Source organism: Mesorhizobium kowhaii, assembly GCF_003253745.1.
Taxonomy (GTDB): domain Bacteria; phylum Pseudomonadota; class Alphaproteobacteria; order Rhizobiales; family Rhizobiaceae; genus Mesorhizobium; species Mesorhizobium kowhaii.
Genome location: NZ_MZXV01000062.1, coordinates 233123 through 256595, shown reverse-complemented (window position 1 = coordinate 256595; position 23473 = coordinate 233123). Strand labels below are relative to the sequence as shown.

21 protein-coding genes are annotated in these 23473 nt (G+C 63.3%); 11 read left to right on the top strand and 10 right to left on the bottom strand.

The features are described from left to right. Positions 1 to 35 precede the first annotated feature (35 nt). Both B5V02_RS29230 and B5V02_RS29225 read left to right on the top strand, forming a co-directional pair. On the top strand, positions 36 to 1046 hold the full coding sequence (locus tag B5V02_RS29230) for a fatty acid desaturase (RefSeq protein WP_167458719.1): 1011 nt from the start codon (positions 36 to 38) through the stop codon (positions 1044 to 1046). An 82-nt stretch (positions 1047 to 1128) separates the two neighbouring features. Further along, complete coding sequence (locus B5V02_RS29225; protein WP_111547472.1) at positions 1129 to 1956, top strand: phosphate/phosphite/phosphonate ABC transporter substrate-binding protein; 828 nt, start codon at positions 1129 to 1131, stop codon at positions 1954 to 1956. Here B5V02_RS29225 and B5V02_RS29220 read toward each other — a convergent pair. The 3 genes from B5V02_RS29220 to B5V02_RS29210 all read right to left on the bottom strand — a co-directional run bounded on the left by B5V02_RS29220 (position 1921) and on the right by B5V02_RS29210 (position 7527). Then, positions 1921 to 3276 carry a M24 family metallopeptidase gene (locus tag B5V02_RS29220; protein ID WP_111547471.1) on the bottom strand — a complete coding sequence of 452 codons (1356 nt, stop codon included), beginning with the start codon at positions 3274 to 3276 and terminating at the stop codon, positions 1921 to 1923. The two genes, B5V02_RS29225 and B5V02_RS29220, sit on opposite strands and share 36 nt — an antisense overlap. Positions 3277 to 3280: 4 nt before the next feature. Further along, positions 3281 to 5851, bottom strand: coding sequence for a GcvT family protein (locus tag B5V02_RS29215; protein ID WP_111547470.1), 2571 nt, complete (start codon positions 5849 to 5851; stop codon positions 3281 to 3283). A gap of 98 nt (positions 5852 to 5949) precedes the next feature. Then, positions 5950 to 7527: a trimethylamine methyltransferase family protein gene (locus B5V02_RS29210; RefSeq protein ID WP_111547469.1), complete on the bottom strand. Its 1578-nt coding sequence runs from the start codon at positions 7525 to 7527 to the stop codon at positions 5950 to 5952. 259 nt (positions 7528 to 7786) lie between these two features. Here B5V02_RS29210 and B5V02_RS29205 point away from each other — a divergent pair, with 259 nt between their 5' ends. The 6 genes from B5V02_RS29205 (at position 7787) to B5V02_RS29175 (ending at position 15227) form a co-directional block, all read left to right on the top strand. Beyond that, complete coding sequence (locus B5V02_RS29205; RefSeq protein ID WP_111547659.1) at positions 7787 to 8968, top strand: MFS transporter; 1182 nt, start codon at positions 7787 to 7789, stop codon at positions 8966 to 8968. Then, a complete protein-coding gene (locus B5V02_RS29200; RefSeq protein WP_245446257.1) occupies positions 8965 to 10140 on the top strand; it encodes an MFS transporter in 1176 nt (391 codons plus the stop codon). Before B5V02_RS29205 ends, B5V02_RS29200 begins: the two co-directional genes overlap by 4 nt. Positions 10141 to 10208: 68 nt before the next feature. Beyond that, positions 10209 to 12281: a prolyl oligopeptidase family serine peptidase gene (locus B5V02_RS29195; protein ID WP_111547468.1), complete on the top strand. Its 2073-nt coding sequence runs from the start codon at positions 10209 to 10211 to the stop codon at positions 12279 to 12281. 332 nt (positions 12282 to 12613) lie between these two features. Next, positions 12614 to 13993 carry an aspartate aminotransferase family protein gene (locus B5V02_RS29185; RefSeq protein ID WP_111547467.1) on the top strand — a complete coding sequence of 460 codons (1380 nt, stop codon included), beginning with the start codon at positions 12614 to 12616 and terminating at the stop codon, positions 13991 to 13993. A gap of 141 nt (positions 13994 to 14134) precedes the next feature. Then, positions 14135 to 14500 (top strand): hypothetical protein, encoded by a 366-nt coding sequence (locus B5V02_RS29180; protein WP_111547466.1) that lies wholly within the window; start codon positions 14135 to 14137, stop codon positions 14498 to 14500. Between the two features lie 82 nt (positions 14501 to 14582). Continuing rightward, positions 14583 to 15227, top strand: a complete 645-nt coding sequence (locus B5V02_RS29175; RefSeq protein WP_111547656.1) for a cytochrome c oxidase assembly factor Coa1 family protein — start codon at positions 14583 to 14585, stop codon at positions 15225 to 15227. A 284-nt stretch (positions 15228 to 15511) separates the two neighbouring features. On the opposite strand, the gene mmsB is transcribed toward B5V02_RS29175, so the two are convergent. The 3 genes from mmsB to B5V02_RS29155 form a co-directional block, all read right to left on the bottom strand. Beyond that, positions 15512 to 16396: a 3-hydroxyisobutyrate dehydrogenase gene (mmsB, locus tag B5V02_RS29165; RefSeq protein WP_111547465.1), complete on the bottom strand. Its 885-nt coding sequence runs from the start codon at positions 16394 to 16396 to the stop codon at positions 15512 to 15514. 94 nt (positions 16397 to 16490) lie between these two features. Then, positions 16491 to 16859, bottom strand: a complete 369-nt coding sequence (locus B5V02_RS29160) for a four helix bundle protein (protein WP_111547464.1) — start codon at positions 16857 to 16859, stop codon at positions 16491 to 16493. Between the two features lie 21 nt (positions 16860 to 16880). After that, complete coding sequence (locus B5V02_RS29155; RefSeq protein ID WP_111547463.1) at positions 16881 to 18050, bottom strand: isobutyryl-CoA dehydrogenase; 1170 nt, start codon at positions 18048 to 18050, stop codon at positions 16881 to 16883. A gap of 302 nt (positions 18051 to 18352) precedes the next feature. Here B5V02_RS29155 and B5V02_RS29150 point away from each other — a divergent pair, with 302 nt between their 5' ends. Both B5V02_RS29150 and B5V02_RS29145 read left to right on the top strand, forming a co-directional pair. Next, positions 18353 to 18967, top strand: coding sequence for a dimethylsulfonioproprionate lyase family protein (locus B5V02_RS29150; protein WP_111547462.1), 615 nt, complete (start codon positions 18353 to 18355; stop codon positions 18965 to 18967). Beyond that, positions 18967 to 20442: a cobyric acid synthase gene (locus tag B5V02_RS29145; protein ID WP_111547461.1), complete on the top strand. Its 1476-nt coding sequence runs from the start codon at positions 18967 to 18969 to the stop codon at positions 20440 to 20442. Before B5V02_RS29150 ends, B5V02_RS29145 begins: the two co-directional genes overlap by 1 nt. Positions 20443 to 20449: 7 nt before the next feature. Here the strand turns inward: B5V02_RS29145 and B5V02_RS29140 are convergent, their stop codons facing one another. The 4 genes from B5V02_RS29140 to B5V02_RS29125 form a co-directional block, all read right to left on the bottom strand. Beyond that, a complete protein-coding gene (locus B5V02_RS29140) occupies positions 20450 to 20869 on the bottom strand; it encodes a VOC family protein (RefSeq protein WP_111547460.1) in 420 nt (139 codons plus the stop codon). Positions 20870 to 20940: 71 nt separating this feature from the next. After that, positions 20941 to 21771, bottom strand: coding sequence for a helix-turn-helix transcriptional regulator (locus B5V02_RS29135; RefSeq protein ID WP_111547459.1), 831 nt, complete (start codon positions 21769 to 21771; stop codon positions 20941 to 20943). Positions 21772 to 21874: 103 nt separating this feature from the next. Beyond that, the gene (locus B5V02_RS29130) at positions 21875 to 22045 is read right to left on the bottom strand and encodes a hypothetical protein (RefSeq protein ID WP_023812274.1); all 171 of its coding nucleotides are present in this window, start codon (positions 22043 to 22045) and stop codon (positions 21875 to 21877) included. Between the two features lie 53 nt (positions 22046 to 22098). Further along, entirely contained in the window at positions 22099 to 22884 is a 786-nt protein-coding gene (locus B5V02_RS29125; protein ID WP_111547458.1) for a TSUP family transporter, read from the bottom strand. Between the two features lie 127 nt (positions 22885 to 23011). On the opposite strand from B5V02_RS29125, the gene B5V02_RS29120 reads away from it, so the two are divergent. After that, entirely contained in the window at positions 23012 to 23443 is a 432-nt protein-coding gene (locus B5V02_RS29120; RefSeq protein ID WP_111547457.1) for a TerB family tellurite resistance protein, read from the top strand. The last annotated feature ends 30 nt before the right edge of the window (positions 23444 to 23473 follow it).

Here is a 23473-nt window from a genome sequence, read left to right as displayed (position 1 = left end):
TGGGGTTCCGGCGACTGAGGACAGTGGTCGATAGCATGACGGGCAAGAGCATCAGACAGCGTAGCGTACCAGCCATCGAATGGCCGACCGTGGTTCTCGCTTTCTTCTGTTACGCAACATGGTTCGCCACCGGTTTCCTGCTCTGGCCATCCTACCCGATCCCAGCGCTCGCCGTCCTGGCCTTCACCGCCGCATTGCAATCCTCGATCATGCACGAAGTGCTGCACGGTCATCCGACGCGCAACGCGCGGGTCAACGAAGCCTTCGTCTTCCTGCCGATCGGCCTCGTCTGGCCATTCCGCCGCTTCAAGACCATTCACCTGCGCCACCATGCCGACGAGCGGCTGACCGATCCGCTGGATGATCCCGAGAGCTACTACCAGGCGCTCTGGCAGCATGACGACCTGCCGCCGACGATGAAATTCCTGCTCAAGATCAACAACACCATGGCCGGCCGCTTCTTTCTCGGCCCCTGGCTGTCCTGCGTCGGCTTCTTCATCGACGACGCCAAGCACATGATCGCCGGCGACAAGGCGATCCGCAAGGCGTGGCTGCTGCATGCGATCGGCCTCGCCATCGTGATGCCCATCGTCCAGTTCGGCTTCGGCATCCCGCTGTGGCTCTACATCCTGGTGCCGGTCTGGCTCGGCCAGTCGCTGATCTCGATCCGCACCTTCGCCGAGCATCAATGGTCCGAACACCCGGAAGGCCGCACGGTGATCGTCGAGCGCTCGCCGCTGTCGTTCCTGTTCCTCAACAACAATCTGCATTTCGTCCACCACAAGAGCCCGACTGTGGCCTGGTACCGGCTGCCGAAACTGTTTCGCGACCGTCGCGACGAATGGCTGCGGATGAACAATGGCTATGCCTATCCGAACTATTTCGCGCTGATCAAAGCCTATGCCTTCAGGGCCAAGGAGCCGATCGTGCACCCGGTGCTGCGGCGTGCGCCGGAGCCGGGCAGGGCGTTCAAGCCACGCATCAGGGCGCGCAGCATCAATGGCCTCGGCACCGCGCCGGTTCCCGCCGAGCCGCCCAAGGAATGAGTTTTGCGGCAGGCAGGCACAGCCTGCTAGACTGGCTGCGGTCGGTTCCCTTCAATCCCAGATATAACGGTCAGATCCCGGCATGAGCGAATTGGTTGCGGCGTTGCCGATGTATGACTGGCCCGAAGCGCGCGACGAGGTCGACGCCCAATGGGCACTGTTGCGCGACGCTTTCCGGAAAAAGGGGATCGACGCGCCGCAAACGATCGTGCGCCGCAATGGTGACCTGCCGCCGGTGCCGGGTGGCATTCACGATGCCCAGGGAAAGCTGATCGCGCCAGACCCGGCGACATTGCCACCTGACGAACTCGATTTTCACAAGCTTTGGCTGCACCCGGCACTGCTGTTCGCGCAGACCTGCTGGGGACCGATGGAGCTCGGTCTGTCCAGGCAGGTTCAGGTGGTCGGCCAGCCGAGCTACGACGCCTATGAAGGCGGGCAGGGCGAACTCTATTCGAGCGCGCTGGTGATGCGGACAGGCGAGGGGCAGGAGGTTCGATCGCCTGCGGATGGCCGCGCTCTCATCCCGCTCGATCTGATCCGCGGCAAGCGCTTCACCTTCAACAGCCTCGATTCCATGTCGGGCATCATTGCTTTGACGCGCGACTTGCAAGCGGCCGGCGAAAGCCTGGACATTTTCTCGACGCGCAGCGAAAGCGGCGGCCATCGCGGCTCGATCGTCGCTGTGGCCGAGGGTAAGGCGGATGTCGCGGCCATCGACTGCGAAAGCTGGGCGCAGGCGCAGCGTTTCGAACCTGCGGCGCGGGAAGTCGTGATCGTTGGCTGGACAGGGTGGCGCAAAGGCCTGCCGTTCATCACCGCCGCAACGACGCCGGAAAAGACGGTCAGGGCGCTGCGCGAGGCGCTAGCGGGACTAGCCGAGCAGCCTCGCATCCAGCGGGTAGGTTGAAAGTTTTTCGTTGCCGGTTTCGGTGATGAGGATCTGCTCCTCGATCTTGACGCCTTCGCGCCCGCCAAGCCTGCCGATATAGCTTTCCACGCACAGCACCATGCCGGGTTCCAGTACACCGTCCGGAGTGTCTGATGTCCAGTCGCTGGCATGCGGCAAGGTCGGGTATTCATCAGCCAGGCCGACGCCGTGATAAAGCACGCCGTAGCGGGTCGGAAAACAATCTCCGGGCGGTACCGCCGAGCGCTCGACAAGGTCGCGGTACGAAATGCCGGGCTGCATCAATTGCGTGTTGTACCCGATCTGATCGGCGGCGATGCGGAACAGGTCGCGCTGTTCGTTAGTCGGATTTGCATCGCCGCACAGCCAGGTGCGCGACAGGTCGGCACAGAAGCCGTAGGGGCCGATCAGGTCGGTGTCGAAGGCGACGAGGTCGCCGGCTTCGATCTTGCGCGACGAGCATTCCTGGAACCACGGATTGGTGCGCGGGCCTGACGTCAGCAGCCGCGTCTCGATCCATTCGCCACCACGCGCAATGTTGCCGCGATGCAGTTCGGCCCACAGCTCGTTCTCGGAAATCCCTGGCTGCAAAGCCCGCTCCATCTCGCCCATCGCCGCCTCGCAAGCGACGATGGCGCGGCGCATGGCGAGAATTTCGTCTGATGATTTGATCAGGCGCGCATTTTCCATCACCGCTTCGCCATTGCCGATCGTCACACCCAGGCGTGCGAGTTCCTCGAGGCCTTCCGGATTGATGTGATCGACGGCGATGCGGCTGTTGCCGCCGCCATGTTCCCTGACCAGATCGGCGATGCCGGCAGCCCAGCGGCGGACTTTTTGCTCGGTCAACTCGCCGCCATAGAGATACATCCATGAGACAGCCGGCCGCACCTCATCGACGACGCCGGAATGGTCAGACAGGTGCTCGCAGGAAAAATAGTCGAACAGCACCACCGGTCCTTCGGTGGCGACGAAACAATGCCGCGTCGGATTGTGCGCTACCCACAGCTGCATGTTGGTGGAATCGGTGGCGTAGCGGATGTTGACGGGGTCGTAGAGCAGGGCGCCGGCATAGTCTCGGCGCTTCAGCTCGGCGCGGATGCGCTCCAGCCGGTATTGGCGCATCGCCGGCAGATCGGGAGCGGCAATACCTGCCGCTGCCCATTCAGCTTCCGCTTGCGCGCCATAGCCCAGCACATGCTGGTTGAGCGAAGCCGCCTTCTGGCGGGAGGCGTCGCGCAGCGCCTCGATCGAGCCAGGCTCGAACGGCATGATCTTGCGATGGCGGCCAAAGTTGCCCTTTGGCCCCGCGCTGTCCATGGGCTCAGGTCCGCATCTTCTCGCCGCTCGGGTCGAACGGCGCTTCGACGTTGATGCGGGCCGGCCGGCGATGTCCGAGGATCTCGATCTCGAACAGTCCCGCACTTTCGTCCTCGGCGAGTGCTGCCGGAACGTAGCCCTGCGCCATCGACTTCTGCACATAGTGTGCATAGCCGCCTGAGGTGACCCAGCCGACCACGCGCCAGTCGCCGTCGACGATGCCGCGCACGGCGGAAGCGCCTTCAGCAGCCTTGGAGCCGCGTATTTCCTTGCCGCCTGTGTCGAAGCGCGGCGCGCCGTAGCCATGCGGCTTTTCCACCGTGCCGTAATCCTTGCTGACCTTGGCCCAGATCGGCTCGTCGCCCATCACGTCGGCGTCGGCGGCATCGACGATGAAGGAGACACGGCGCAGTTTTGGCCCCTCCGCCTGTTCCTTGGCGGCAGCCTCCCGGCCGATGAAGTCGTTCTTCTCGAGCTTGATGAAGCGGTCCATCGCTCCTTCGAACGGTCCATAGATCGGGCGCAACTCGCGGAACCAGGTCGGGAAGTTCTTTTCCAGGCGCATCGACAGCAGAGCGCGCATGCCGAAATCGACGAGACCGAACTCCTCGCCGGCATCCTTGATCGCCTTATAGACGAGGCGCTGGTAGGCCGGCGCCATCCAGATCTCGTAGCCGAGATCGCCGGTGTAGGTGATGCGGTTGACCAGGCAGGGCGCGCCGCCGACCGCCATCTCGCGGAAATCCATGAAGCGGAAGGCTTTTGTCGAGATGTCGACATCGACGAGCTTCTGCAAGAGGTCGCGGGACTTAGGCCCGGCGATAGACAGACCGACCAGCGTCTGGTCGAAACGGTGGATGCGCACTGAATCATCCTTGGGCAGATGTTTCTCGAACCAGCGCATGTGATATTTCTGCGCGGCCGACGAGCCCCAGATCATGAAGCGGTCTTCGCCCGCCTTGGCGATGGTGAAGTCGCCGATCAGCTTGCCGAATTCGTTGATCATCGGCGTCAGCACGATGCGGCCGGTCTTCGGCATGCGGTTGGTCATCAGCCGGTTGAGGAAATCTTCCGCCCCTGGTCCCGACACTTCGTATTTGGCGAAGTTGGCGATCTCGGTGACGCCGACGCGCTCGCGCGTGGCGCGCACTTCCTCGCCGATCGGCCCAAAATCGTTGGAGCGATGGAAGGAGACGATGTCCTTCGGCTCCTTGCCCTGCGGCGCGAACCACAGCGGGGTTTCGAGACCCCAGCTGTCGCCCATGACGGCGTTGTTGGCGAGCATCGTGTCGTAGAGCGGCGTCGTCTGCGCCGGGCGCGCCGCCGGCAGTTCCTCATTGGGGAAGCGGATGGAGAAGCGTCGCGAATAGTTTTCGCGCACCTTGGCGTTGGTGTAGCGCAGGCCGGCCCATTCGCCAAAGCGGGCGACATCCATGCCCCAGACGTCGAAGCCGGGATCGCCATGGACCATCCAGTTCGACAGCGCCAGACCGACGCCGCCACCCTGGCTGAAACCGGCCATGACGGCGCAGGCGCACCAGAAATTGGTCAGGCCCTGCACCGGGCCGACCAGCGGGTTGCCGTCGAGTGCGAAGGTGAATGGGCCATTGATGATCTGCTTGATGCCGGCCTTCTCGATGCCGGGGAAATGCTTGAAGCCGATCTCCAGCGATGGCGCGATGCGGTCGAGGTCCGGCGGCAGCAGTTCATGGCCGAAATCCCAGGGGGTGTTGACCGGCGACCACGGCTTGCAGGCCTTTTCATAGGTGCCGAGCAGGATGCCGTTGCGCTCCTGGCGGGTGTAGATCTCGCCCTTGAAGTCGAGCACGCCGATCATCTCGCGGCCGGTCGACTTGTTGAATTCCTCGACTTCCGGCATCGGCTCGGTGAGCAGATACATGTGCTCCATGGCCAGCACCGGTAGTTCGACGCCGACCATGCGGCCGATCTCGCGTGCCCACAGGCCGCCGCAGTTGACGACATGTTCGGCCTTGACCGTGCCCTGTTCAGTGACGACGTTCCAGGTGCCGTCGACCTCTTGCGTCAGCTCGACGACGCGGTTGCGCAGCACGATCTCGGCGCCGAGCTTCTTGGCCGCCTTGGAATAGGCGATCGTCGTGCCGGACGGATCGAGATGGCCTTCGACCGGATCCCACATGGCACCGACGAAATTGGTCTCGTCCATCAGCGGGAACATCGCCTTGGCTTCGGACGGCGTGATCAGTTCGGTGTCCATGCCGAGATAGCGGCCCTTGGCGTGGGCGAGGCGCAGGAAGTCCATGCGCTCGGGCGTATCCGCCATCATCACGCCGCCGGTCAGGTGCAGCGAGCAGGATTGGCCGGAAATCTCCTCGATCTCCTTGTAGAGCTGCACCGTATAGGCCTGCAGCTTGGCGACGTTGGGGTCGCCGTTCAGCGTATGGAAGCCGCCTGCCGCATGCCAGGATGAGCCTGAGGTGAGCTCAGAGCGCTCGATCAGCATGATGTCGGTCCAGCCGGCCTTGGCCAGATGGTAGAGAACCGAGCAGCCGACGACGCCGCCGCCGATGACAACCGCTTTTACATGAGATTTCATCAAGATAGGTCCGTTTTTGCGTAAACTGTATCAGGTTTTTTGGGTCGGCGGTGGGGACGCCGCGGTGCTGAAGTCAAACACGGCGCGCCGCGTGCCGTTTAGAAATCGGTCGGCGCACCGCCCTCGGACCGGCGCTTTTCGACGAAGGCGTTGAGCTCCTCGCGGATGGCCGGGTCCATATAGGGCTCTTCGTAGGAGGCCAGCCGCTCCTTCCACACCTTGTTGGCCTTTTCCAGCGCTGTCGGAGAGCCGGCTTCCGCCCAGGTCTCGAAATTGCGCCAGTCGGAGAGGATCGGCGAGTAGAAGGCGGTCTTGTAGCGGTCCTGCGTGTGCTGGGTGCCGAAGAAATGGCCGCCGGGGCCGACCGACTGGATGGCGTCGAAGCCGAGCGCTTCTTCGGACAGGTCGAGCGGGGTCAGGAACTCCGCCACCATCTGCAGCAGGTCGATGTCCAAAATGGTCTTCTCGTAGGAGCAGCGCAGGCCGCCCTCGAGCCAGCCGGCGGCATGCATCATCAGATTGCCGCCGCCCTGGATGGCGCCCCACAGCGAGAACACGCTCTCATAAGCCGCCTGCGCATCGACCGTGTTGGCGGCGCAGGTGTTGGAGGTGCGGTAGGGGATGTTGTAGCGGCGGGCAAGCTGACCACCGACCAACTGCGCCTTCATGTATTCCGGCGTGCCGAAGGCCGGCGAACCGGACTTCATGTCGACATTGGAGGTGAAGCCGCCATAGCCGACGGGCGCACCCTTACGCACCATCTGGGCGAAGGCCATGCCGGACAGCGCCTCGGCGTTCTGCTGCACCAGCGCGCCGGCGATGGTGACCGGCGCCATGGCACCCGACAGGGTGAACGGCGTGACGACGACGACCTGGCCCTTGCTCGACATCTGGATGATGCCTTCCATCATCGGCACATCGAGCTTGAGCGGCGAATTGGTGTTGATGATGGTGAAGACCGATGGCTCCTCCAGCATCTGCTCGTGGCTGATGCCGCGCGCGATCCTGGCGATCTCGATGCCGTCGACGTTGCGCTCCTTGCCGAGCGAATAGATGTGGAACACCTTGTCGGTCAGCGTGGCGAGATCGCGTATGCATTCGAGGTGCCGGACGGACGGATGGATATCGGTCGGCTCGACCGGGTAGCCGCCCGTGCAATTCAGGATGTTGTGCATCTGCGCGAGCCTGAGGAAGTTGCGGTAGTCCTGCTGGTTGCCAGGCCGGCGACCGCGATCGATGTCGGAGCAATTGGGCGCCGAGGCCATCATCGAGATGATCAAATTGTTGCCGCCGAAGCACACATTGTGCGCGGGGTTGCGGGCATGGATGGTGAATTCCGACGGGCAGTGCGACACCAGCTCGAGGATCATGTCGCTGTCGAAGCGCACCCGCTCGCTGCCGTCGCGCACGTCGGCGCCATGCGCCTTCATGATGCTCCGGGCCTCGTCATGCAGAACGTCGACGCCGATTTCCCTCAGCACGCGCAAGGAGGCGAGATGGATCGATTCCAGCTCGTCGTCCGAAACCAGCTTTGTTGGCGTCAGCGGGTTCTTCAGCTGGCGGAAAGCCGGCTGCTCGAACGCCGCCGAGCCGCCGGCGCGCTTTCCGGCGCGGCCGCCGCGACGGGCGCGGTCGGTGGCCAATGCCGGTTCTGCAGGTTGTAGGGCGGCGGTCATGATGGTCCTCGTACGATGCGATAACGGGCGGCATAATGGACCGGCGACCCGCCGACCATTGCGGAGGCGGCGACCACTAGGGCGAGGGAAGCGACATGCCGGAACGGCAGTTGCCTGGCTGCGACATCGCCCTGATCGCGCCGTCCCATTGGCGCAAGCGGATTTCGCCGTCCGGCCCTTCCTTTCCCCGGATCGAACCAGTAGCTAGTCGGGCTTGCCGGCCGGATGGCCAGCACTTCACATGGACGACAGTATCAGCATGGTCGCGACCGGCTCGAGCGAAGGCGAAGCGGGAACGCAGTGGGCAGCGCTTGCCGGCGTCACCACAGCACTTGCTATGTTCGGTGCCGCGCAAGGGCTGAGCTCGCCGCTGTTCACGCTGCTGATGCAGAAGCAGGGCATGTCGCCGGCGCTGATCGGCCTGTCGGCGGCGATGATGCCGCTCGGCCTGATTCTTTCGGCGTCCTTCGTGCCGGCGGCGGTGCGGCTGGTCGGTGCGCGCACGCTGGCGGTCGGCTGCTCGCTGATCGGCGCGCTGTGTTTTTTAGGCATCGGCTATCTGCAGGACTGGGTGGCCTGGTTCGTCATCCGCTTCATCATCGGCGTGGTCATCAACCCGCTCTACATCCTTGGCGAGGTATGGGCGCTGTCGCTGGCGCCGCCATCGCGGCGGGGCCGGGTCATGGGCGTGTTCAACACATTGATGGGCGCCGGCTACGCGGCCGGGCCATTCGCGCTGACCCTGCTGGGCACGTCGGGCTGGGCTCCCTTCCTGGTCGGTGTCGCCGGCTTCACGCTCTGTGCGGTGATCCTGCACGCCGTCTCTTCGAAGCTCACCGGTTTCGAGGATGATGGCCAGCCTGCCAGCGGTCTTGTCGGCTTTGCCAAGGTGGCGCCGGCGCTGCTGCTTGCCGTCCTGGTTTCGGCCGCGGTCCAGCAGAGCACCTACGCGCTGGTGCCGGTCTTCGGGGCAAGCTACGGCCTGGCCGAAGCCGTGCTTGCCTCGCTGGTGATGGCGCTTTCGCTGGGCAACATCCTGCTGCAGATTCCACTCGGCCTGCTGGCGGAGCGTTTTGGTGGCCGTGCCATGATCATCGTCTGTGCGCTGGCAACCGCCACCTGCGCGCTTTTGCTGCCGCTGCTGATCATGACGCCGCTGATCTGGGTCGTGCTGCTGGTGATGAGCGCCGTCGGCTACGGCGTCTACACGATGGCGCTGGTCGAGCTGGGCAGCCGCTTCAAGGGTTCGGTGCTGGTCGCCGGCAACGCCGCCTTCGCGCTGATGTGGGGCGCCGGCGGTATTGTCGGCCCGCCCGGTGCCGGCCTGCTCATGCAAGGCATCGGCCCGCTTGGCCTGCCGGTCGTGATCGCCGGCCTCGACGCATTGCTGGTGATGTTCGCGCTGTATCGCTCGTCCGTGCGCCGGAGCGGCAAGGCATGATCGCGAACGGTTCGAGCAACAGTGAGACGGGGATGCAGTGGGCGGCGATCACCGGCGTGATCGCGACCGTGTCGGTGTTCGCCATCGCGCAGGGGCTGTCCTATCCGCTGCTGAGCTTCATCCTGCAGCGCCAGGGCGTCTCACCGGCAATGATCGGCCTGTCGGCGGCAATGACACCGATCGGCTTCATCGTCTCGTCACCGTTGATCCCGGCGCTGGCGCGCCAGTTCGGGGCAGGGCGCACGGCGCTCACCTGCGCGGCGCTTTCGGCGATCGTGCTGGCGCTGATCGGCTGGTCGCAGGATGTCTATCTGTGGTTTCCGCTGCGCTTCCTGATTGGCGTCGTGACCAACCCGCTTTACGTGCTGAGCGAGATCTGGGTGATCGCACTGGCGCCGCCGGCCCGGCGCGGCCGCGTCATGGGCGTCTATTCGACGATCATCTCGGCTGGCTTCGCGGCTGGGCCGTTGTGCCTGCTTGCCGTCGGCACGGAGGGCTGGCCGCCCTTCCTCGTCGGCATTTTCGCTTTCGTGCTGTGCGGCATCTGCCTTGCCTCGGTGCTGCCGCGCTTGCCCAAGGTCGACGAGGCCGGGCATCAGGTTTCCGTCTTGGGCTTCGTGCCGCTGGCGTGGCTGCTTCTGTTTGCCGTTATCGTTGCCGCAGGCTTCGAACAGGGCGCGCTGGCCTTGCTGCCGGTCTACGGCACCCATTATGGCATCACTGAGACCCGCATGTCGGCGCTGCTTTCGGTGATGATCGCCGGCAACATCGCCATGCAGGTGCCGCTCGGCCTGCTGGCGGAAAGGCTGTCCGCGCGTCTGGTGCGGCTTGCGTGTGTCGCGATCACGGTTCTCGGGTGTGTCCTGCTTCCGCTCCTCATCGAGTCGACGGTGATCTGGCCGATGATCTTTGTCTGGGGTGCTCTCTCTTACGGCATCTACACGATGTCGATCATCGAGCTCGGCGAACGCTTCACCGGCTCGACACTGGTTGCCGGCAACGCTGCATTTTCCTTGATGTGGGGCGTTGGCGGCATTGCCGTGCCGCCGCTGGCCGGCGCTGCCATGGATATTCTGGGCGCAAGAGGCCTGCCGATCACGCTCGGCCTGATGTGCCTGGCGCTGGCGGTTGCGAGTCTCATTGGCCGACGGAAAGCCTCAATCATCGGCTGAACATTGAATATCGGATACGGGATATCGATGTTGGCAGTGCCAAAAGCGACGTGTTTATCGGAGACCTTATGACCAAGCCCATCACCAAGACGCCAAATTCCACCCCTTCGGCCGAAGATACCTTTCTCTGGCTGGAGGACAGGACAGCCAAGCAGTCGCTCGACTGGGTGCATGGTCAGAACGAGGTCACTACAGGTGAGTTGCAGGGCGATCCGTCCTATCAGGCATCCTTCCAGACCGCGCTCGACCTGATGACGGCCGAGGACAACATCGCGGTCGGCGCCGCCATTGCCGGCCATGTCTACAATTTCTGGCAGGACAAGACCAATGTGCTCGGCCTGTGGCGCCGCACGACGGTCGCTTCCTACAAGACCGAGAAGCCCGACTGGGAAACGATCATCGACTTTGACCAGCTTGCGGCGAAGGACGGGATCAAATGGGTATTCAGCGGCGCCAGCCGGCTCTATCCGGACTTCAACCTGTGCCTCGTCTCGATGTCACCGGATGGCGGTGACGCCAGCGAGATGCGCGAATTCGATATCGAGACGAAGTCGTTTGTCAAAGATGGGTTTCACGCGCGAGCTTCCAAGTCGGGTTTCAGCTGGCTGGACAAGGACACCGTCATCGTCTCGGCGGCATTCGAAGAGGCGGACAAGACGCAATCCGGCTATCCGCGCGTGGTCAAGCTGTGGAAGCGCGGCACCAAACTGGAAGATGCGACACCGATCTTCGAGGCGCAGAAGGAGGATCTCGCTGTTGGCGCCGCCGTCGAGTTCGACGGCGACAGGCGCTATCTGATCCTGGCTCGGACGCTCGATTTCTTCGCCTCGCACATCTTCCTGCGGCTGCCTTCCGGCGAGAACAGACGTCTGCCGCTGCCTGACGACATGACCGATACGGCGATCTTCAGGGATCAGCTCGTCTTCGGCGTGCGCAGCCTGTGGACGGCGCCCGACGGCACGTCGTGCAAGCCTGACGGTCTCTATTCGCTGGACCTGGCGCATTGGATCGAGACCGGCACGCTCGGCCTGGTGGAGACCTTGCTGGAGCCGGCATATCGCGTGTCGATTGCCGGCATTGCCCGCACGCAGGACCGCCTGTTCATCAATTTGATGGACAATGTGCGTGGCAACGTCGTCGTCTGCGAGCGCGAGGAGGGCGGCTGGTCGCTGAAGCCGGTCGGATTGCCCGAGAACGGCAATGTCGGCATCAGCCATGCCGAGCATTTCGGCTCCAGCGTTTCTTTCTCCTTCACCGACTTCCTGACGCCGAGTTCGATCATCTGGTCGGATGACAATGGCGAGACGCTCGCCACCGTGAAGTCGCAGCCGGCCCGCTTCGATGCCTCGCCGCTGATCTCGGAGCAGTTCGAGGCGCGCTCGAAGGACGGCACGATGATCCCTTATTTCGTCGTCCGGCGGCGCGACCAGAAGGGTCCGGTGCCGACGCTGCTCTATGGCTATGGTGGGTTCGAAGTGCCGCTGCTGCCCGGCTATGCCGGCGTGCGCGGCAGGCTGTGGCTGGAGAAGGGCAACGCCTATGTGCAGGCCTGCATCCGCGGCGGCGGCGAATTCGGTCCGGCCTGGCATCAGGCCGCTCTCAAGGGCAATCGCCAGAACGCTTTCGACGATTTCGCCGCGGTCGCCCAGGATGTCGTCAAGCGTGGCATTGCCACGGCCGCTTCGCTCGGCATCCAGGGCGGCTCGAATGGCGGCCTGCTGACCGGCGTTTCCTTGACGCAGCATCCCGAGCTTTTCGGCGCCGTCATCATCGAGGTGCCGCTGCTCGACATGCTGCGCTACACCGAATTGCCGCCCGGCGCCTCGTGGATGGCCGAATACGGCGATCCGTCGAAACCGGAAGATGCGAAGTGGCTTTCAGCCTACTCGCCCTACCAGCATGTCAATGCCGGTGCCGCCTATCCGCCGGTGCTGCTGACCACCTCGACCGCGGACGATCGGGTCCATCCCGGTCATGCGCGCAAGATGGCCGCCCGCCTGCAGGAGGCCGGCCATGCGCGGACGCTGTTCTTCGAGGAGACCGAAGGCGGACATGGCGGCCGCGGCGACCGCCGGCCGCAGGCGGCGCAGACGGCGATGAAGTATGTGTTTCTGCAGCGGGCGCTGAACGGCGGGTCCTGAGTCGAAGTCTGGGCGTCGCCGACGCAAAGGGTGTTCACCCCGACCGCCCTTTGCTCGCTCTTCTGCTTTGACGCAATTCCCTGAGGGAAAGCGCTACGCGCTTTTCCCGGGAAAACCGTTTCACACTTTTCCTGGAATTGCTTAAGGTGCCGCCCATGGCTCTCGTCAGGATATCGGCTCGTGCATTCCGGGTCGCGGTGACACCGTCACCGCGCACGCTGCGCGCCGAGCTTTTGCGGCTGTGCGCCCGCATCGGCTATTCACCACCTGCTTGCCTCTGACGCATTCGCCTCCGGCACGGCCGGATAGAATCCAGAGGAAAGATCAGATCCATGACCTATCAGAACTATTCGCTGAAGCAGCTTCAGCAGATCGATGCCGCGCACCATCTCCACCCGTTCACCGACCACAAGGAATTGCGCGAAGCCGGCTCGCGCATCATCACCCATGCCAACGGGCCGTTCATCTACGATTCCGAGGGGACTGAGATCCTCGACGGCATGGCCGGGCTGTGGTGCGTCAACATCGGCTATGGCCGCGACGAGCTGGCCGAGGCCGCCTATGCGCAGATGAAGGAATTGCCCTACTACAACTCCTTTTTCAAATGCTCGACGCCGACGCCGGTGCTGTTGTCCAAGAAATTGGCCGAGATCGCACCGAAGCACGTCAACCAGGTGTTCTACGGTTCGTCCGGCTCGGAAGCCAACGACACGGCGCTGCGTCTCGTGCGCCACTACTGGGTGCTGGAAGGCAAGCCGGAGAAGAACCGCATCATCTCGCGCAAGATGGCCTATCACGGCTCGACCGTTGCCGGCACCTCGCTCGGCGGCATGGATGCCATGCACAAGCAGCTCGGCGGCGCGGTGCCCAACATCGTCCATGTCATGATGCCCTATGCCTACGAGCTGGCACTGCCGGGCGAGAGCGATCATGATTTCGGCCTGCGCGCGGCCAAGGCCGTCGAGGATGCGATCCTCGAAGCCGGCGCCGACAAGGTTGCGGCTTTCATCGGCGAGCCGGTGATGGGGGCAGGCGGCGTGAAGATACCGCCGGTCAGCTACTGGCCGGAAGTGCAGCGCATCTGCCGCAAATACGATGTCCTGCTGATGCTGGACGAGGTCATCACCGGCTACGGCCGCACAGGCGAGTGGTTCGCAGCACAAACACTCGGCATCGAGCCGGACACCATCACCACGGCCAAGGCGTTGACCTCGGGCTACCAGCCATTGTCGGCATTGCTGGTCGGCGACCGCATCGCCGCGACGCTGGTCGAGAAGGGCGCCGAGTTCAATCACGGCTACACCTATTCCGGTCATCCGGTGGCCTGTGCCGTGGCGCTGAAGAACCTCGAGATCATCGAGCGGGAAGGGCTGATCGATCGCGTCAGGAACGATACCGGCCCGTATTTCGCCAAGGCCTTGCAGGAGCGCATTGCCGGGCATGATCTGGTCGGCGAGGTGCGCTCGATCGGGCTGATGGGCGCGATCGAGATCGTCAAGGACAAGGCGACCAAGGAGCGGTTCCTGCCGTCGGGAAGTGCGGCGCTGACCGTGCGCGACCATGCGATTGCGCATGGCATGATGCTGCGCGCAACCGGCGACACGATGATCCTGTCGCCGCCGCTGATCTGGACCCGCGACACTATCGACATGGCCTGCGACCGCATCTCAAAGGCGCTGGATCTGGCGCAGGCGGATCTGCGCAAGCGGTAGGATCAGAACCTCGACCGGGCGTTCTTCGACAGGAACGCCCGGGCTCGAGAAACATGCCGTCGCGATGGGGAACGAATTCCATCCCCAGCGCGTAGTATGTGGGGCAGCGGCTGATTCGGCCGCGACAAGGGGTTTGTTTCCATGAGAAAGACCGGCAACAGCCGACGCGTGCAAGAAGCAGCCAGCATCGGCGGTGACCTGATGCTGGCCCCGATGGTGGCGCTGATGCGACTTCCGTTGATGGCGATGGATGCCGGGAGCAGCCAGCCATGGGGCACGGAGACGGCGCACGCGATCAACGAAAAGACCGTGGCGGTGGCCGAAGGCGCGTTTGCGGCGCAGATGTCCTTCCTGCACTCGGCATCGCGGTTCTGGCCGGAAATCTTTGCCGGCCGCACGCCGTCGCTGTTCAACGGCGTCGCAGCGGAACGGTCGATCAGCGCCGCGCTGAAGCCGGCCAGCCGTGCGGTGAAGGCGAATTTTCGCCGGCTTTCCAACAAGGCCTGACGGCCGGCCCGGAAAAACCGATTCCCGTTTTTCGAGGCCATACGCTAGAACCCATCAAGCACATCTGCCGATGGGGAACATCATGGCCGGACAACCGCTCAATCAGCCCGCCGAGATTCCGGCTGAACTCGATCGCTGGAACTGGGGCGCGTTCTTCCTCAACTGGATCTGGGGCATCGGCAACAGCACCTTCATCGCGCTGCTGGCGCTGATCCCGTTCGTCAATATCATCATGATCATCGTGCTTGGCGCGCGCGGCAGCCGCTGGGCTTGGCAGAACCGCGCCTGGCGCGACGCGGAACAGTTCCGCAAGACGCAACGCAACTGGGCAATCGCCGGGCTTGTCGTCTGGGTGGTCGGGATGGGCGGCGTTGCAGCCATGTTCGGCACCATTCCTTACATCCTGAAAGGCGGCGACGCCTATCACATGACCATGGATGCCATTCGCGCCGACGATCGGGTGAAGACAGCGATTGGCGAGGATCTGGCCGACAATTTCTGGGTTGGCGGCAGTGTCTTCATCAATGCAAATGGCTCGGGTGACGCCCAGTTCAGCATTCCGGTCCATGGTGCCAAGGGCAGAGGTACAGCATATTCGCATGCCGTTCGTACGGCAGGCAAATGGAGCATGCGCCTGCTTGTCGTCAGGGTGGAGGGGGCCGATGCGCCGATCGTGCTGATCAACGAAGATCATGTCCCGATCCCGAATGCAGCGATCCGAATATAAAACCCGGCTGCACAGATAAACCGGCAGAAACGCAAAAACCGCGCTCCATCGGGAACGCGGCTTTGCCAGATACGCATGGCGCTTCGCTACTCAAACAACTCGGCGAAACTTACGGGCTCCGGTACGCGAGACCTGATCCGGAGCGCCGGGCGGACGCGATATGTCCGCCTCGCATTCCGTTTTACAGAGACATCGTTACCGGGGGGTTATCGAGAGCTTAAGCAAACCTAAATTTGACGGGGTTTTTTCTCAAATTCTGCGAAAAGCCCAATTATTTTAGGAGCTTATGGATTGGCTCCGCGCAGAAAATTAATAATCCCGGAAAAATCGGCGCCGGCGTGCCCCTGGGCGTTGAACAGCGCATAGAGCTGAGCCGCCTCGGCACCAAGCGGGGTCACCGCGCCGGAACCTTGCGCTGCTTCCTGCGCCAGCTTCAGGTCCTTCAGCATGAGTGCGGCGGCAAAGCCGGGCTTGTAGTCGCGGTTGGCGGGCGAGGTCGGCACCGGGCCGGGAACCGGGCAGTAGGTGGTCAGCGACCAGCACTGGCCTGACGAGGTCGAGGCGACATCGAACAGCGCCTGGTGCGAGAGGCCAAGCTTTTCCGCCAGCACGAAGGCTTCGGCGACGCCGATCATCGAAATGCCGAGGATCATGTTGTTGCAGATCTTGGCTGCCTGTCCGGCACCGTCGCCACCGCAATGGACGATGCGCCCGGCCATCGGCTTCAGGATCGGCTCGGCGGCGGCGAAGGCATCGTCGGAGCCCCCGGCCATGAAGGTCAGCGTGCCGGCCGCCGCGCCGCCGGTGCCGCCCGAGACGGGCGCATCGATGGACAGCAGCCCGTGCTTGGCGGCGATGGCATGCGCCTTGCGGGCCGATTCGACATCGATGGTCGAGGAATCGATGAACAACCCGCCTTTTCTGGCCTTGGGCGCGATGTCCTCATAGACCGACAGCACATGCTTGCCGGCCGGCAGCATGGTGATCACCACATCGGCGTCCTTCACCGCGGCCGGCGCGTTGGCCATGATGACGACGCCATGCTCGCGCGCGACCGTGAGATTCTCCGGCATCAGGTCGAAGCCATGCACGGCATGCCCGGCCTTGACCAGGTTGGCGGCCATTGGATTGCCCATGTTGCCGAGGCCGATGAAGGCGATGGTGGTCATAGTGGTGCTCCGGGATTGGCAGTAGGCAGTAGGCAGTAGGCAGTAGGCAGTAGGCAGTAGGCAGTAGGCAGTAGGCAGTAGGCAGTAGGGCTGTCTATTCTGGCGTAAGTCTGAGAATGAGTTGGCGAAGCATTTTGCCGATGCCCTCGGTCGATGTCAGCAAGTGATCAGCTTGATCATGCGTGGAAAGGCCAATGCGTTCGGCGATCTGAAGGTGTGTCTCGAACTCCTTCAGTGAGCCTTGGGCGATCCGGAGAAATTGCTGATAAGAGCCTCTGTTGTCTCGGCCATAACCTTCGGCGATGTTTGCAGGGATAGAGGTCGCTGAACGGCGGATTTGGCTGGTCAACCCATACAATTCTTCCTTTGGCCACGCCTTGGTCAACGAATAGGTGGCGACAGCCAGATCCATCGCCTGCTGCCATACAATGAGATCCTTGTACGAATCGATCTTGCCGGTCATCTTTTGCCTACTGCCTACTGCCTACTGCCGTCCAACCAACGCCCGCGCGATGATGACGCGCATGATCTCGTTGGTGCCTTCGAGGATCTGGTGCACGCGCAGGTCCCGCACCAGCTTCTCGATGCCGTAGTCGTGCAGGTAACCATAGCCGCCGAGCAGCTGCAGCGCGTCGTTGGCGACATTGAAACCGGTATCGGTGACGAAGCGCTTGGCCATCGCCGACCATTTGCCGGCATCCGGCGCCTTGCGGTCGAGTTTCGAGGCGGCGGCATAGAGGAAGATACGCGCCGCCTGCAGCTCGGTCTCCATGTCGGCCAGCCTGAACTGCAGCGCCTGGAACTGGTTGATCTTGGAGCCGAAAGCCTTGCGCTCGGCGGTGTAGGACAGTGCCTTGTCGAGCGCCGATTGCGCGCCGCCCAGCGAACAGGCGGCGATGTTCAGCCGGCCGCCGTCGAGCCCCGCCATGGCGATGCCGAAGCCGGCGCCTTCGCCCGACAGCAGGTTTTCCGCCGGCACCTTGCAGTCCTCGAAAATGACCTGGCGGGTCGACTGCATGTGCCAACCCATCTTGTGCTCGTTGGCGCCGAAGGAGAGGCCGGGCGCGTCCTTGGGCACGACGACGGTGGAAATGCCTTTCGGCCCGTCGGCGCCAGTGCGCACCATGACGGCGTAGACATCGCTGTCGCCGGCGCCCGAGATGAACTGCTTGGTGCCGTTCAGGACATAGTCGCCGCCGCTCTTCACCGCGCGAGTCTTCAGCGCCGCTGCATCCGACCCGGAGCCCGGTTCTGTCAGGCAGTAGCTCGCCAGCCATTCCATCGACGTGAGTTTCGGCAGAAAGCGCTGGCGCTGCTCGTCATTGCCGAAACGGTCGATCATCGAGGCGACCATGTTGTGGATCGAGATGAACGACGAAAAGGCCGGATCGGCGTGCGAGAGCGCCTCGAAGATCAGCACAGCGTCGAGCCGGCCGAGCGCGGAGCCGCCGACATCGTCTCGGATATAGATGCCGCCGAGGCCGAGCGGCCCGGTCTCGCGGATCACGTCGGCGGGGAAGTGTTTCCTGCGGTCCCAATCGAGCGCATTCGGCGCGACGCGGTCGGCGGCGAAGGCCTGCGCCATCTCCTGGATGGCGCGCTGCTCCTCATTGAGTTCGAACTGGTTGGTGCTCGCATCGACCGCGGCGTCCATGGCGTGCTCCCTATGTGTTGGCCAGCTAAGTTATGTTGATATTCAGGTGATGCCGGCCGGCAAACGCTGGTTTTCTGCGCTTTCGGTGCTCACGTACTTTAAGTACGCTCCGCTCCGGTTCTCGAAAACCGCCGTTTTCGGCTCGACCTGACCTGAATCTCAACACACCTTAAGCCCGCTGGCCTGTTGTTTTTGGCTTTGCGCGCGCACCAATCTAGACCAATGATGCCGCCGCGCAACCCAACCCCGTCAACCGGCCATTTGGGGAGCGGCTGTGCACCAATGCATGTCCGGAGCGAGATGTGACGACAAAATTTGATGAACTGCTGGGACGGTTCCACGCCTATCTCGCTTCCGTGGATGACGCCCTGGTGCGCGACGCCTCGGCGCGGATCGCCTGGGACATGCCAGCCCGCGCGCTGGAGCCATATCCACTTGGGTGCCTACGCCACCTCGATCGCGCCGCCGAATTGGCGCCGCCGGATGCGAAGCCGCTGGTGCGATTGCTTGCGGAGCGTCGGAATGACCTCCGCTGGGGGCAGACCTATAGCGAGGCGGATTTCGGCAAGACGTTCATCGACAATTATGGCTGGCTGGAGGTGTTCGGCACGCGTGGCCACTTCGCCAATGAAGAGGTCGCTGCTGGCCTGCTGATCCTTGGCCCCAATATCGTCTATCCGGACCATCATCACGTTGCCGAGGAAATCTACATTCCGCTGACCGGCGGGACCGAATGGCGCATGGGTGAGGGCGGCTTTCGCCGGCGCGCGGCCGGCGAGGTCGTCCACCACGCTTCCAACGTCAACCACGCCATGCGAACGGCCGAAGAGCCATTGCTGGCGCTTTTCATCTGGCGCGGCGGGCCGCTGGCGCAGAAATCGAACATCACCGGAACCGTGGCGCAGGGCAGGGGCTGATGGCCAAGGCGATCATGCTGCAAGGCACGGGCTCGGATGTCGGCAAGACGGTGCTGGTCGCAGGCCTCTGCCGGGCAGCAAAAAAGCGCGGGCTTAAGGTGCGGCCATTCAAGCCGCAGAACATGTCGAACAATGCCGCCGTGGCCGACATTCCCGGCGACAACAATGCCGGCGGCGGCGAGATCGGCCGTGCGCAATGGCTGCAAGCGATCGCTTGCGGTGTGGCGCCATCGGTCCACATGAACCCGGTGCTGCTCAAGCCGCAGACCGATGTCGGCGCGCAGGTCATCGTGCAGGGCAAGGTGTTTGGCGAAGCGCGGGCGCGCGACTATCAGGCGCTCAAGGGCCGGCTGATGGACGCCGTGCTGGACTCATGGGACAAGGTCGGCGAGGGCGCCGACCTGGTCATCGTCGAGGGCGCCGGCTCGCCGGCCGAGATCAACCTCCGCAGCCGCGACATCGCCAATATGGGCTTTGCGACGCGCGCCGACGTGCCGGTGGTGCTGGTCGGCGATATCGATCGCGGCGGCGTCATCGCCTCGGTGGCCGGTACGCATCTGATCCTGCCGGAAGAGGACCGGCGCATGATCGTCGGCTACCTCATCAACAAGTTTCGCGGCGACGTCTCGCTGTTCGATGATGGCATAAAATCGATCGAAAGATTCACCGGCTGGCGCTGTTTTGGCGTCGTGCCGTGGCTGAAGGCGGCAGCACGCTTGCCTTCGGAGGATTCGGTGGTGCTGGAGCGGCTGGCGTCCGGCGATCCGCGCGCCCTGAAGGTGGCCGTGCCGATGCTTGGCCGCATCGCCAATTTCGACGATCTCGATCCGCTCAAGGCCGAGCCGCGGGTCGAGGTGGTGTTCGTGCCACCGGGAAAGCCGCTGCCGGCCGATGCCGGACTGGTGGTCATTCCCGGCTCCAAGTCGACGATCGGTGATCTCTTGAAATTCCGCGAGAACCGTTGGGACCGGGACCTTCTTGCCCACCGCAAGCGGGGCGGTCATGTCGTCGGCATTTGCGGCGGCTTCCAGATGCTTGGCCGCACGGTGCGCGATCCCGACGGCATCGAAGGCAGCGTCACCGAGGCCGAAGGGCTCGCCCTGCTCGACGTCGAAACGGTGATGGAACCGGAAAAGACGGTGCGCAATGTCAGCGCGCGCTCGGTACAATTCGACCTGCCACTTGAGGGTTACGAAATCCATCTCGGCCGCACCACCGGACCGGACACGATGCGACCGTCGGCAATCATCAATGGCGTCGAGGATGGCGCTGTCTCCGCCGACGGCAAGGTGATCGGCACCTATATGCATGGCCTGTTCGGCGCCGACAGCTTTCGCGGGAAATTCCTCGAAAGCCTCGGCATCAAGGGCGGCGGCAGCGACTATCGGGCCGAGGTCGAGCGGGCGCTGGACGAGGTCGCAGCCGAGCTGGAAACCCACCTCGACTGCGACGCGATTTTTGCTTTGGCGCGCTAGACCTTGCCTATGCCTTTTCGCCGGCCTTCGGCCAGTAGGTGCCGAACGACCAGACACTGCCTTCCGGATCGCGGCAAATGAACTCGCGGCTGCCATAGTCGCGGTTGGTCAATTCCTGGATGATCGTGGCGCCGGCCTTCCTGGCTTTGGCATAGGCGGCATCGGCATCGTCGACGGCAATGTAGATCGACTTGCCGCCGCCCGAGCCGGGCTCGCCGACCATCTTGCCGTAGTCGTCGTCGCGCACCGTGCCCAGCATGATCATGGAAGAGCCGAAAACCAGTTCGGCATGGTGCACAACATCGCCTTCGCCATAGCGGGCTCGGACGCTGAAGCCGAAGGCATCGCACAGCCAGTCAATCATTTTTGCCGCGTTCTTGTAGCGCAAAGCGGGGTAGAGGCGGGGCGCTTCCGTGGTGGTGGGCATGGGAACTCCTTCATCCGGGTTGGTCGATATCCCAATTTGGTCGAAGGCCGTTCCACCGTCTTGAAGAAATGTTACCTGACCGAAAGTGCGGTCGGCGTCTCGCCGGCAAGGTCGCGGAACTCGCGCACCAGATGCGCCTGGTCGGCATAGCCGCAATCGGCGGCGATATCCGCCCAGTCGGCTGCCTGCTGCCTCGACAGGCCAAGCGCCCGGTTGAAGCGCACGATGCGCGACAGCGTCTTGGGACCGATACCGATCGCATCGGAAAAGCCGCTGGCGAGATGTTTGCGGCTCCAGCCCAGTCTTTCGGCAAGCGATGAGATGCGGGTCCGGCCACCAGACGTGATGATGCGGTCATAGGCCCAGGCGATTTCGAGCAGCGTTTCGGCGGCATTCTCGATACGGGCGGCGACGAAGGCTTCGGCAAGATCGAAACGCACCGTCCAGTCCGGCGCGTTGCCAAGCCGTTCACGCAGTGCCATGCCTTCTGCGCCAAGCACGTCATCGAGGACGACCATGCTGTCGGTCAGTTCGCTCATCGGCTGGCGGAAGAACCGGCGTGCGCCGAGCGGCGTGAAGTTGACCTGGACGCAGCAGGCGCCACCGAAGGACTCAATCACCACCGGCCCGGCATAAAGGCCGGCAGCGAAACTGGCGAAGCGGTCATTGTCGCCCGGCGCCTTGCCGAGCCCGATGGCGAAGGGTTCGGCAAAGCTGATCACTAGCGGCACGGTCAGCGATGCATATTCGACATTGTGGAAATGGCCCGGCGCCGTTTCGCGATAGCCGCAAATGTCGGTGACGATGCCTTCAAGTGGAGCATTGGGAAGACGCCGGCGCATCTCGAACCGCCCGGCGATGGAGTGGTCCTGTTCCTTCCGGCGTTGCATCTCAACTGGCATTTGCCATCCTTCCGCGGAGAGAAATCTAGCAGACCCCAGACCAGAATCAAAAGCGCCCGGCTTTTGGCCGGGCGCTCCTGGTCCCCACTTCAAGGGAAACGTGTCAGGCGCCGCGCATCAAGCAGCCGCCGGCAAGCACGATGAAGGCAATAAGAACGATCCACACCGATGCGAGTGGAATGAACGCAAGAACGCCAAGCGCGGCGAGAACGCCGATGATGGCGATAACAACGGAAATGATAAAAACGATCTGAGTGGGTGCGCTAAGATTCATGTCTGGTTCCCTCCAACATGATTCGAACAGCGGCATTCTATCAGGGCGCGTGATCACACACCAATCATGACGCGCAGCGGGTTCGCCGGGTCGGCCAAGAGCTTCACGGCCAGCGCCAGGCAGACGATTACCAGCAATGGCTTGATCAGTCTTGCACCGATGCGCATGGCCAGGCTGGCGCCGACGCGGGCGCCGAGGAACTGGGCAACGCCCATCATCAGGCCGATCTTCCAGTAGACGACGCCGACGGCGGCGAAGACGATGAAGCCGCCGATGTTGGAGGCGAAATTGAGCAGCTTGGTATGCGCCGTCGCCTTGAGCACGCCGTAACCGGCAAGTGCGACGAAGGCCAGCATGTAGAAGGAGCCGGCGCCGGGTCCAAACAAGCCATCATAAAAGCCGATGGCGGGCACCAGGGTCACTCCGAACAGGAATGGCGACAGGCGTTCGGCCCGGTCAACATCGTTCATGTTGGGCTTGAGCGCGAAGTAGAGCGCGATGGCGATCAACACCAGGGGCAGGAGGGCGCGCAAGAGATCGCCTGGAACGATCGTTGCCAGCAACGCACCGACGGCACTTCCGGCAAGCGCGAGCAGCGCCGACGGCAATTGCCGTCGCAGGTCGACATGGCCCTTTGAGGCATAGTGGATGGTCGCCGACCCGGAGCCGAACATGCCTTGCAGCTTGTTGGTTCCAAGCGCTTCGACCGGCGAGAACCCGGCAAGCAGCAGCGCCGGGATGGTGATCAAGCCGCCGCCGCCGGCGATCGAGTCGACAAAGCCCGCGGCAAAGCCCGCGAACGCCAGCATGGCGACGGTCTGGGTGGTGAGATCGATCATCTGATGTATGGAAATGTCCGGTGGGCTGAGATATCGGGCGTTCGACCACGACCGCCCTGTTTGCGCAAGGCCGATTCCGCGCTACCTATTCCAACCGCGTCGCATCTGAATCGGAAAGAGGCTCCTGATGGCATTCGCATTGCTGGACCAGATACGCTCGATCTTCGACGGCGACCCGGGCGTGCGCAAGGTGGCGGACGATCCGGTCTTGTCGGCGGAACTTCTGATGCTCTTCCGTATGATCCTGGCCGACGGGTCGGTCAGCGAGAGCGAGATGGTTGCCTTCCGGCGCATCTGCAAGGAAGCCTTCGGCATTGCCGAAACCAGCATCGACAGCGTCATCGAATATCTCAACGAGTTCGGCTACGAAACCAACGGCTCGCAGGCGATTGCGCTGTTCCGCGACCTCGACATTGAGCGGCGCCGGCAACTGGCCCGCCATATGGCGGAGATCGCCAAGGCGGATTCGCAACTGGCCGAGAGCGAGGTGCGGCTGCTTCGCCGCACGCTCGACCTGCTCGACATCAGTCCGGTCGACGTGGTCAAACCGGGAGGCTGAGGCGCTGCATGGCAGAACCAATCGCCGGCG

Bases quoted from the DNA above. Each gene is read 5' to 3' on its own strand.
- B5V02_RS29230 (WP_167458719.1), top strand. From the start codon at position 36: ATGACGGGCAAGAGCATCAGACAGCGTAGCGTACCAGCCATCGAATGG.
- B5V02_RS29225 (WP_111547472.1), top strand. From the start codon at position 1,129: ATGAGCGAATTGGTTGCGGCGTTGCCGATGTATGACTGGCCCGAAGCG.
- B5V02_RS29220 (WP_111547471.1), bottom strand. From the start codon at position 3,276: ATGGACAGCGCGGGGCCAAAGGGCAACTTTGGCCGCCATCGCAAGATC.
- B5V02_RS29215 (WP_111547470.1), bottom strand. From the start codon at position 5,851: ATGAAATCTCATGTAAAAGCGGTTGTCATCGGCGGCGGCGTCGTCGGC.
- B5V02_RS29210 (WP_111547469.1), bottom strand. From the start codon at position 7,527: ATGACCGCCGCCCTACAACCTGCAGAACCGGCATTGGCCACCGACCGC.
- B5V02_RS29205 (WP_111547659.1), top strand. From the start codon at position 7,787: ATGGTCGCGACCGGCTCGAGCGAAGGCGAAGCGGGAACGCAGTGGGCA.
- B5V02_RS29200 (WP_245446257.1), top strand. From the start codon at position 8,965: ATGATCGCGAACGGTTCGAGCAACAGTGAGACGGGGATGCAGTGGGCG.
- B5V02_RS29195 (WP_111547468.1), top strand. From the start codon at position 10,209: ATGACCAAGCCCATCACCAAGACGCCAAATTCCACCCCTTCGGCCGAA.
- B5V02_RS29185 (WP_111547467.1), top strand. From the start codon at position 12,614: ATGACCTATCAGAACTATTCGCTGAAGCAGCTTCAGCAGATCGATGCC.
- B5V02_RS29180 (WP_111547466.1), top strand. From the start codon at position 14,135: ATGAGAAAGACCGGCAACAGCCGACGCGTGCAAGAAGCAGCCAGCATC.
- B5V02_RS29175 (WP_111547656.1), top strand. From the start codon at position 14,583: ATGGCCGGACAACCGCTCAATCAGCCCGCCGAGATTCCGGCTGAACTC.
- mmsB (WP_111547465.1), bottom strand. From the start codon at position 16,396: ATGACCACCATCGCCTTCATCGGCCTCGGCAACATGGGCAATCCAATG.
- B5V02_RS29160 (WP_111547464.1), bottom strand. From the start codon at position 16,859: ATGACCGGCAAGATCGATTCGTACAAGGATCTCATTGTATGGCAGCAG.
- B5V02_RS29155 (WP_111547463.1), bottom strand. From the start codon at position 18,050: ATGGACGCCGCGGTCGATGCGAGCACCAACCAGTTCGAACTCAATGAG.
- B5V02_RS29145 (WP_111547461.1), top strand. From the start codon at position 18,967: ATGGCCAAGGCGATCATGCTGCAAGGCACGGGCTCGGATGTCGGCAAG.
- B5V02_RS29140 (WP_111547460.1), bottom strand. From the start codon at position 20,869: ATGCCCACCACCACGGAAGCGCCCCGCCTCTACCCCGCTTTGCGCTAC.
- B5V02_RS29135 (WP_111547459.1), bottom strand. From the start codon at position 21,771: ATGCCAGTTGAGATGCAACGCCGGAAGGAACAGGACCACTCCATCGCC.
- B5V02_RS29130 (WP_023812274.1), bottom strand. From the start codon at position 22,045: ATGAATCTTAGCGCACCCACTCAGATCGTTTTTATCATTTCCGTTGTT.
- B5V02_RS29125 (WP_111547458.1), bottom strand. From the start codon at position 22,884: ATGATCGATCTCACCACCCAGACCGTCGCCATGCTGGCGTTCGCGGGC.
- B5V02_RS29120 (WP_111547457.1), top strand. From the start codon at position 23,012: ATGGCATTCGCATTGCTGGACCAGATACGCTCGATCTTCGACGGCGAC.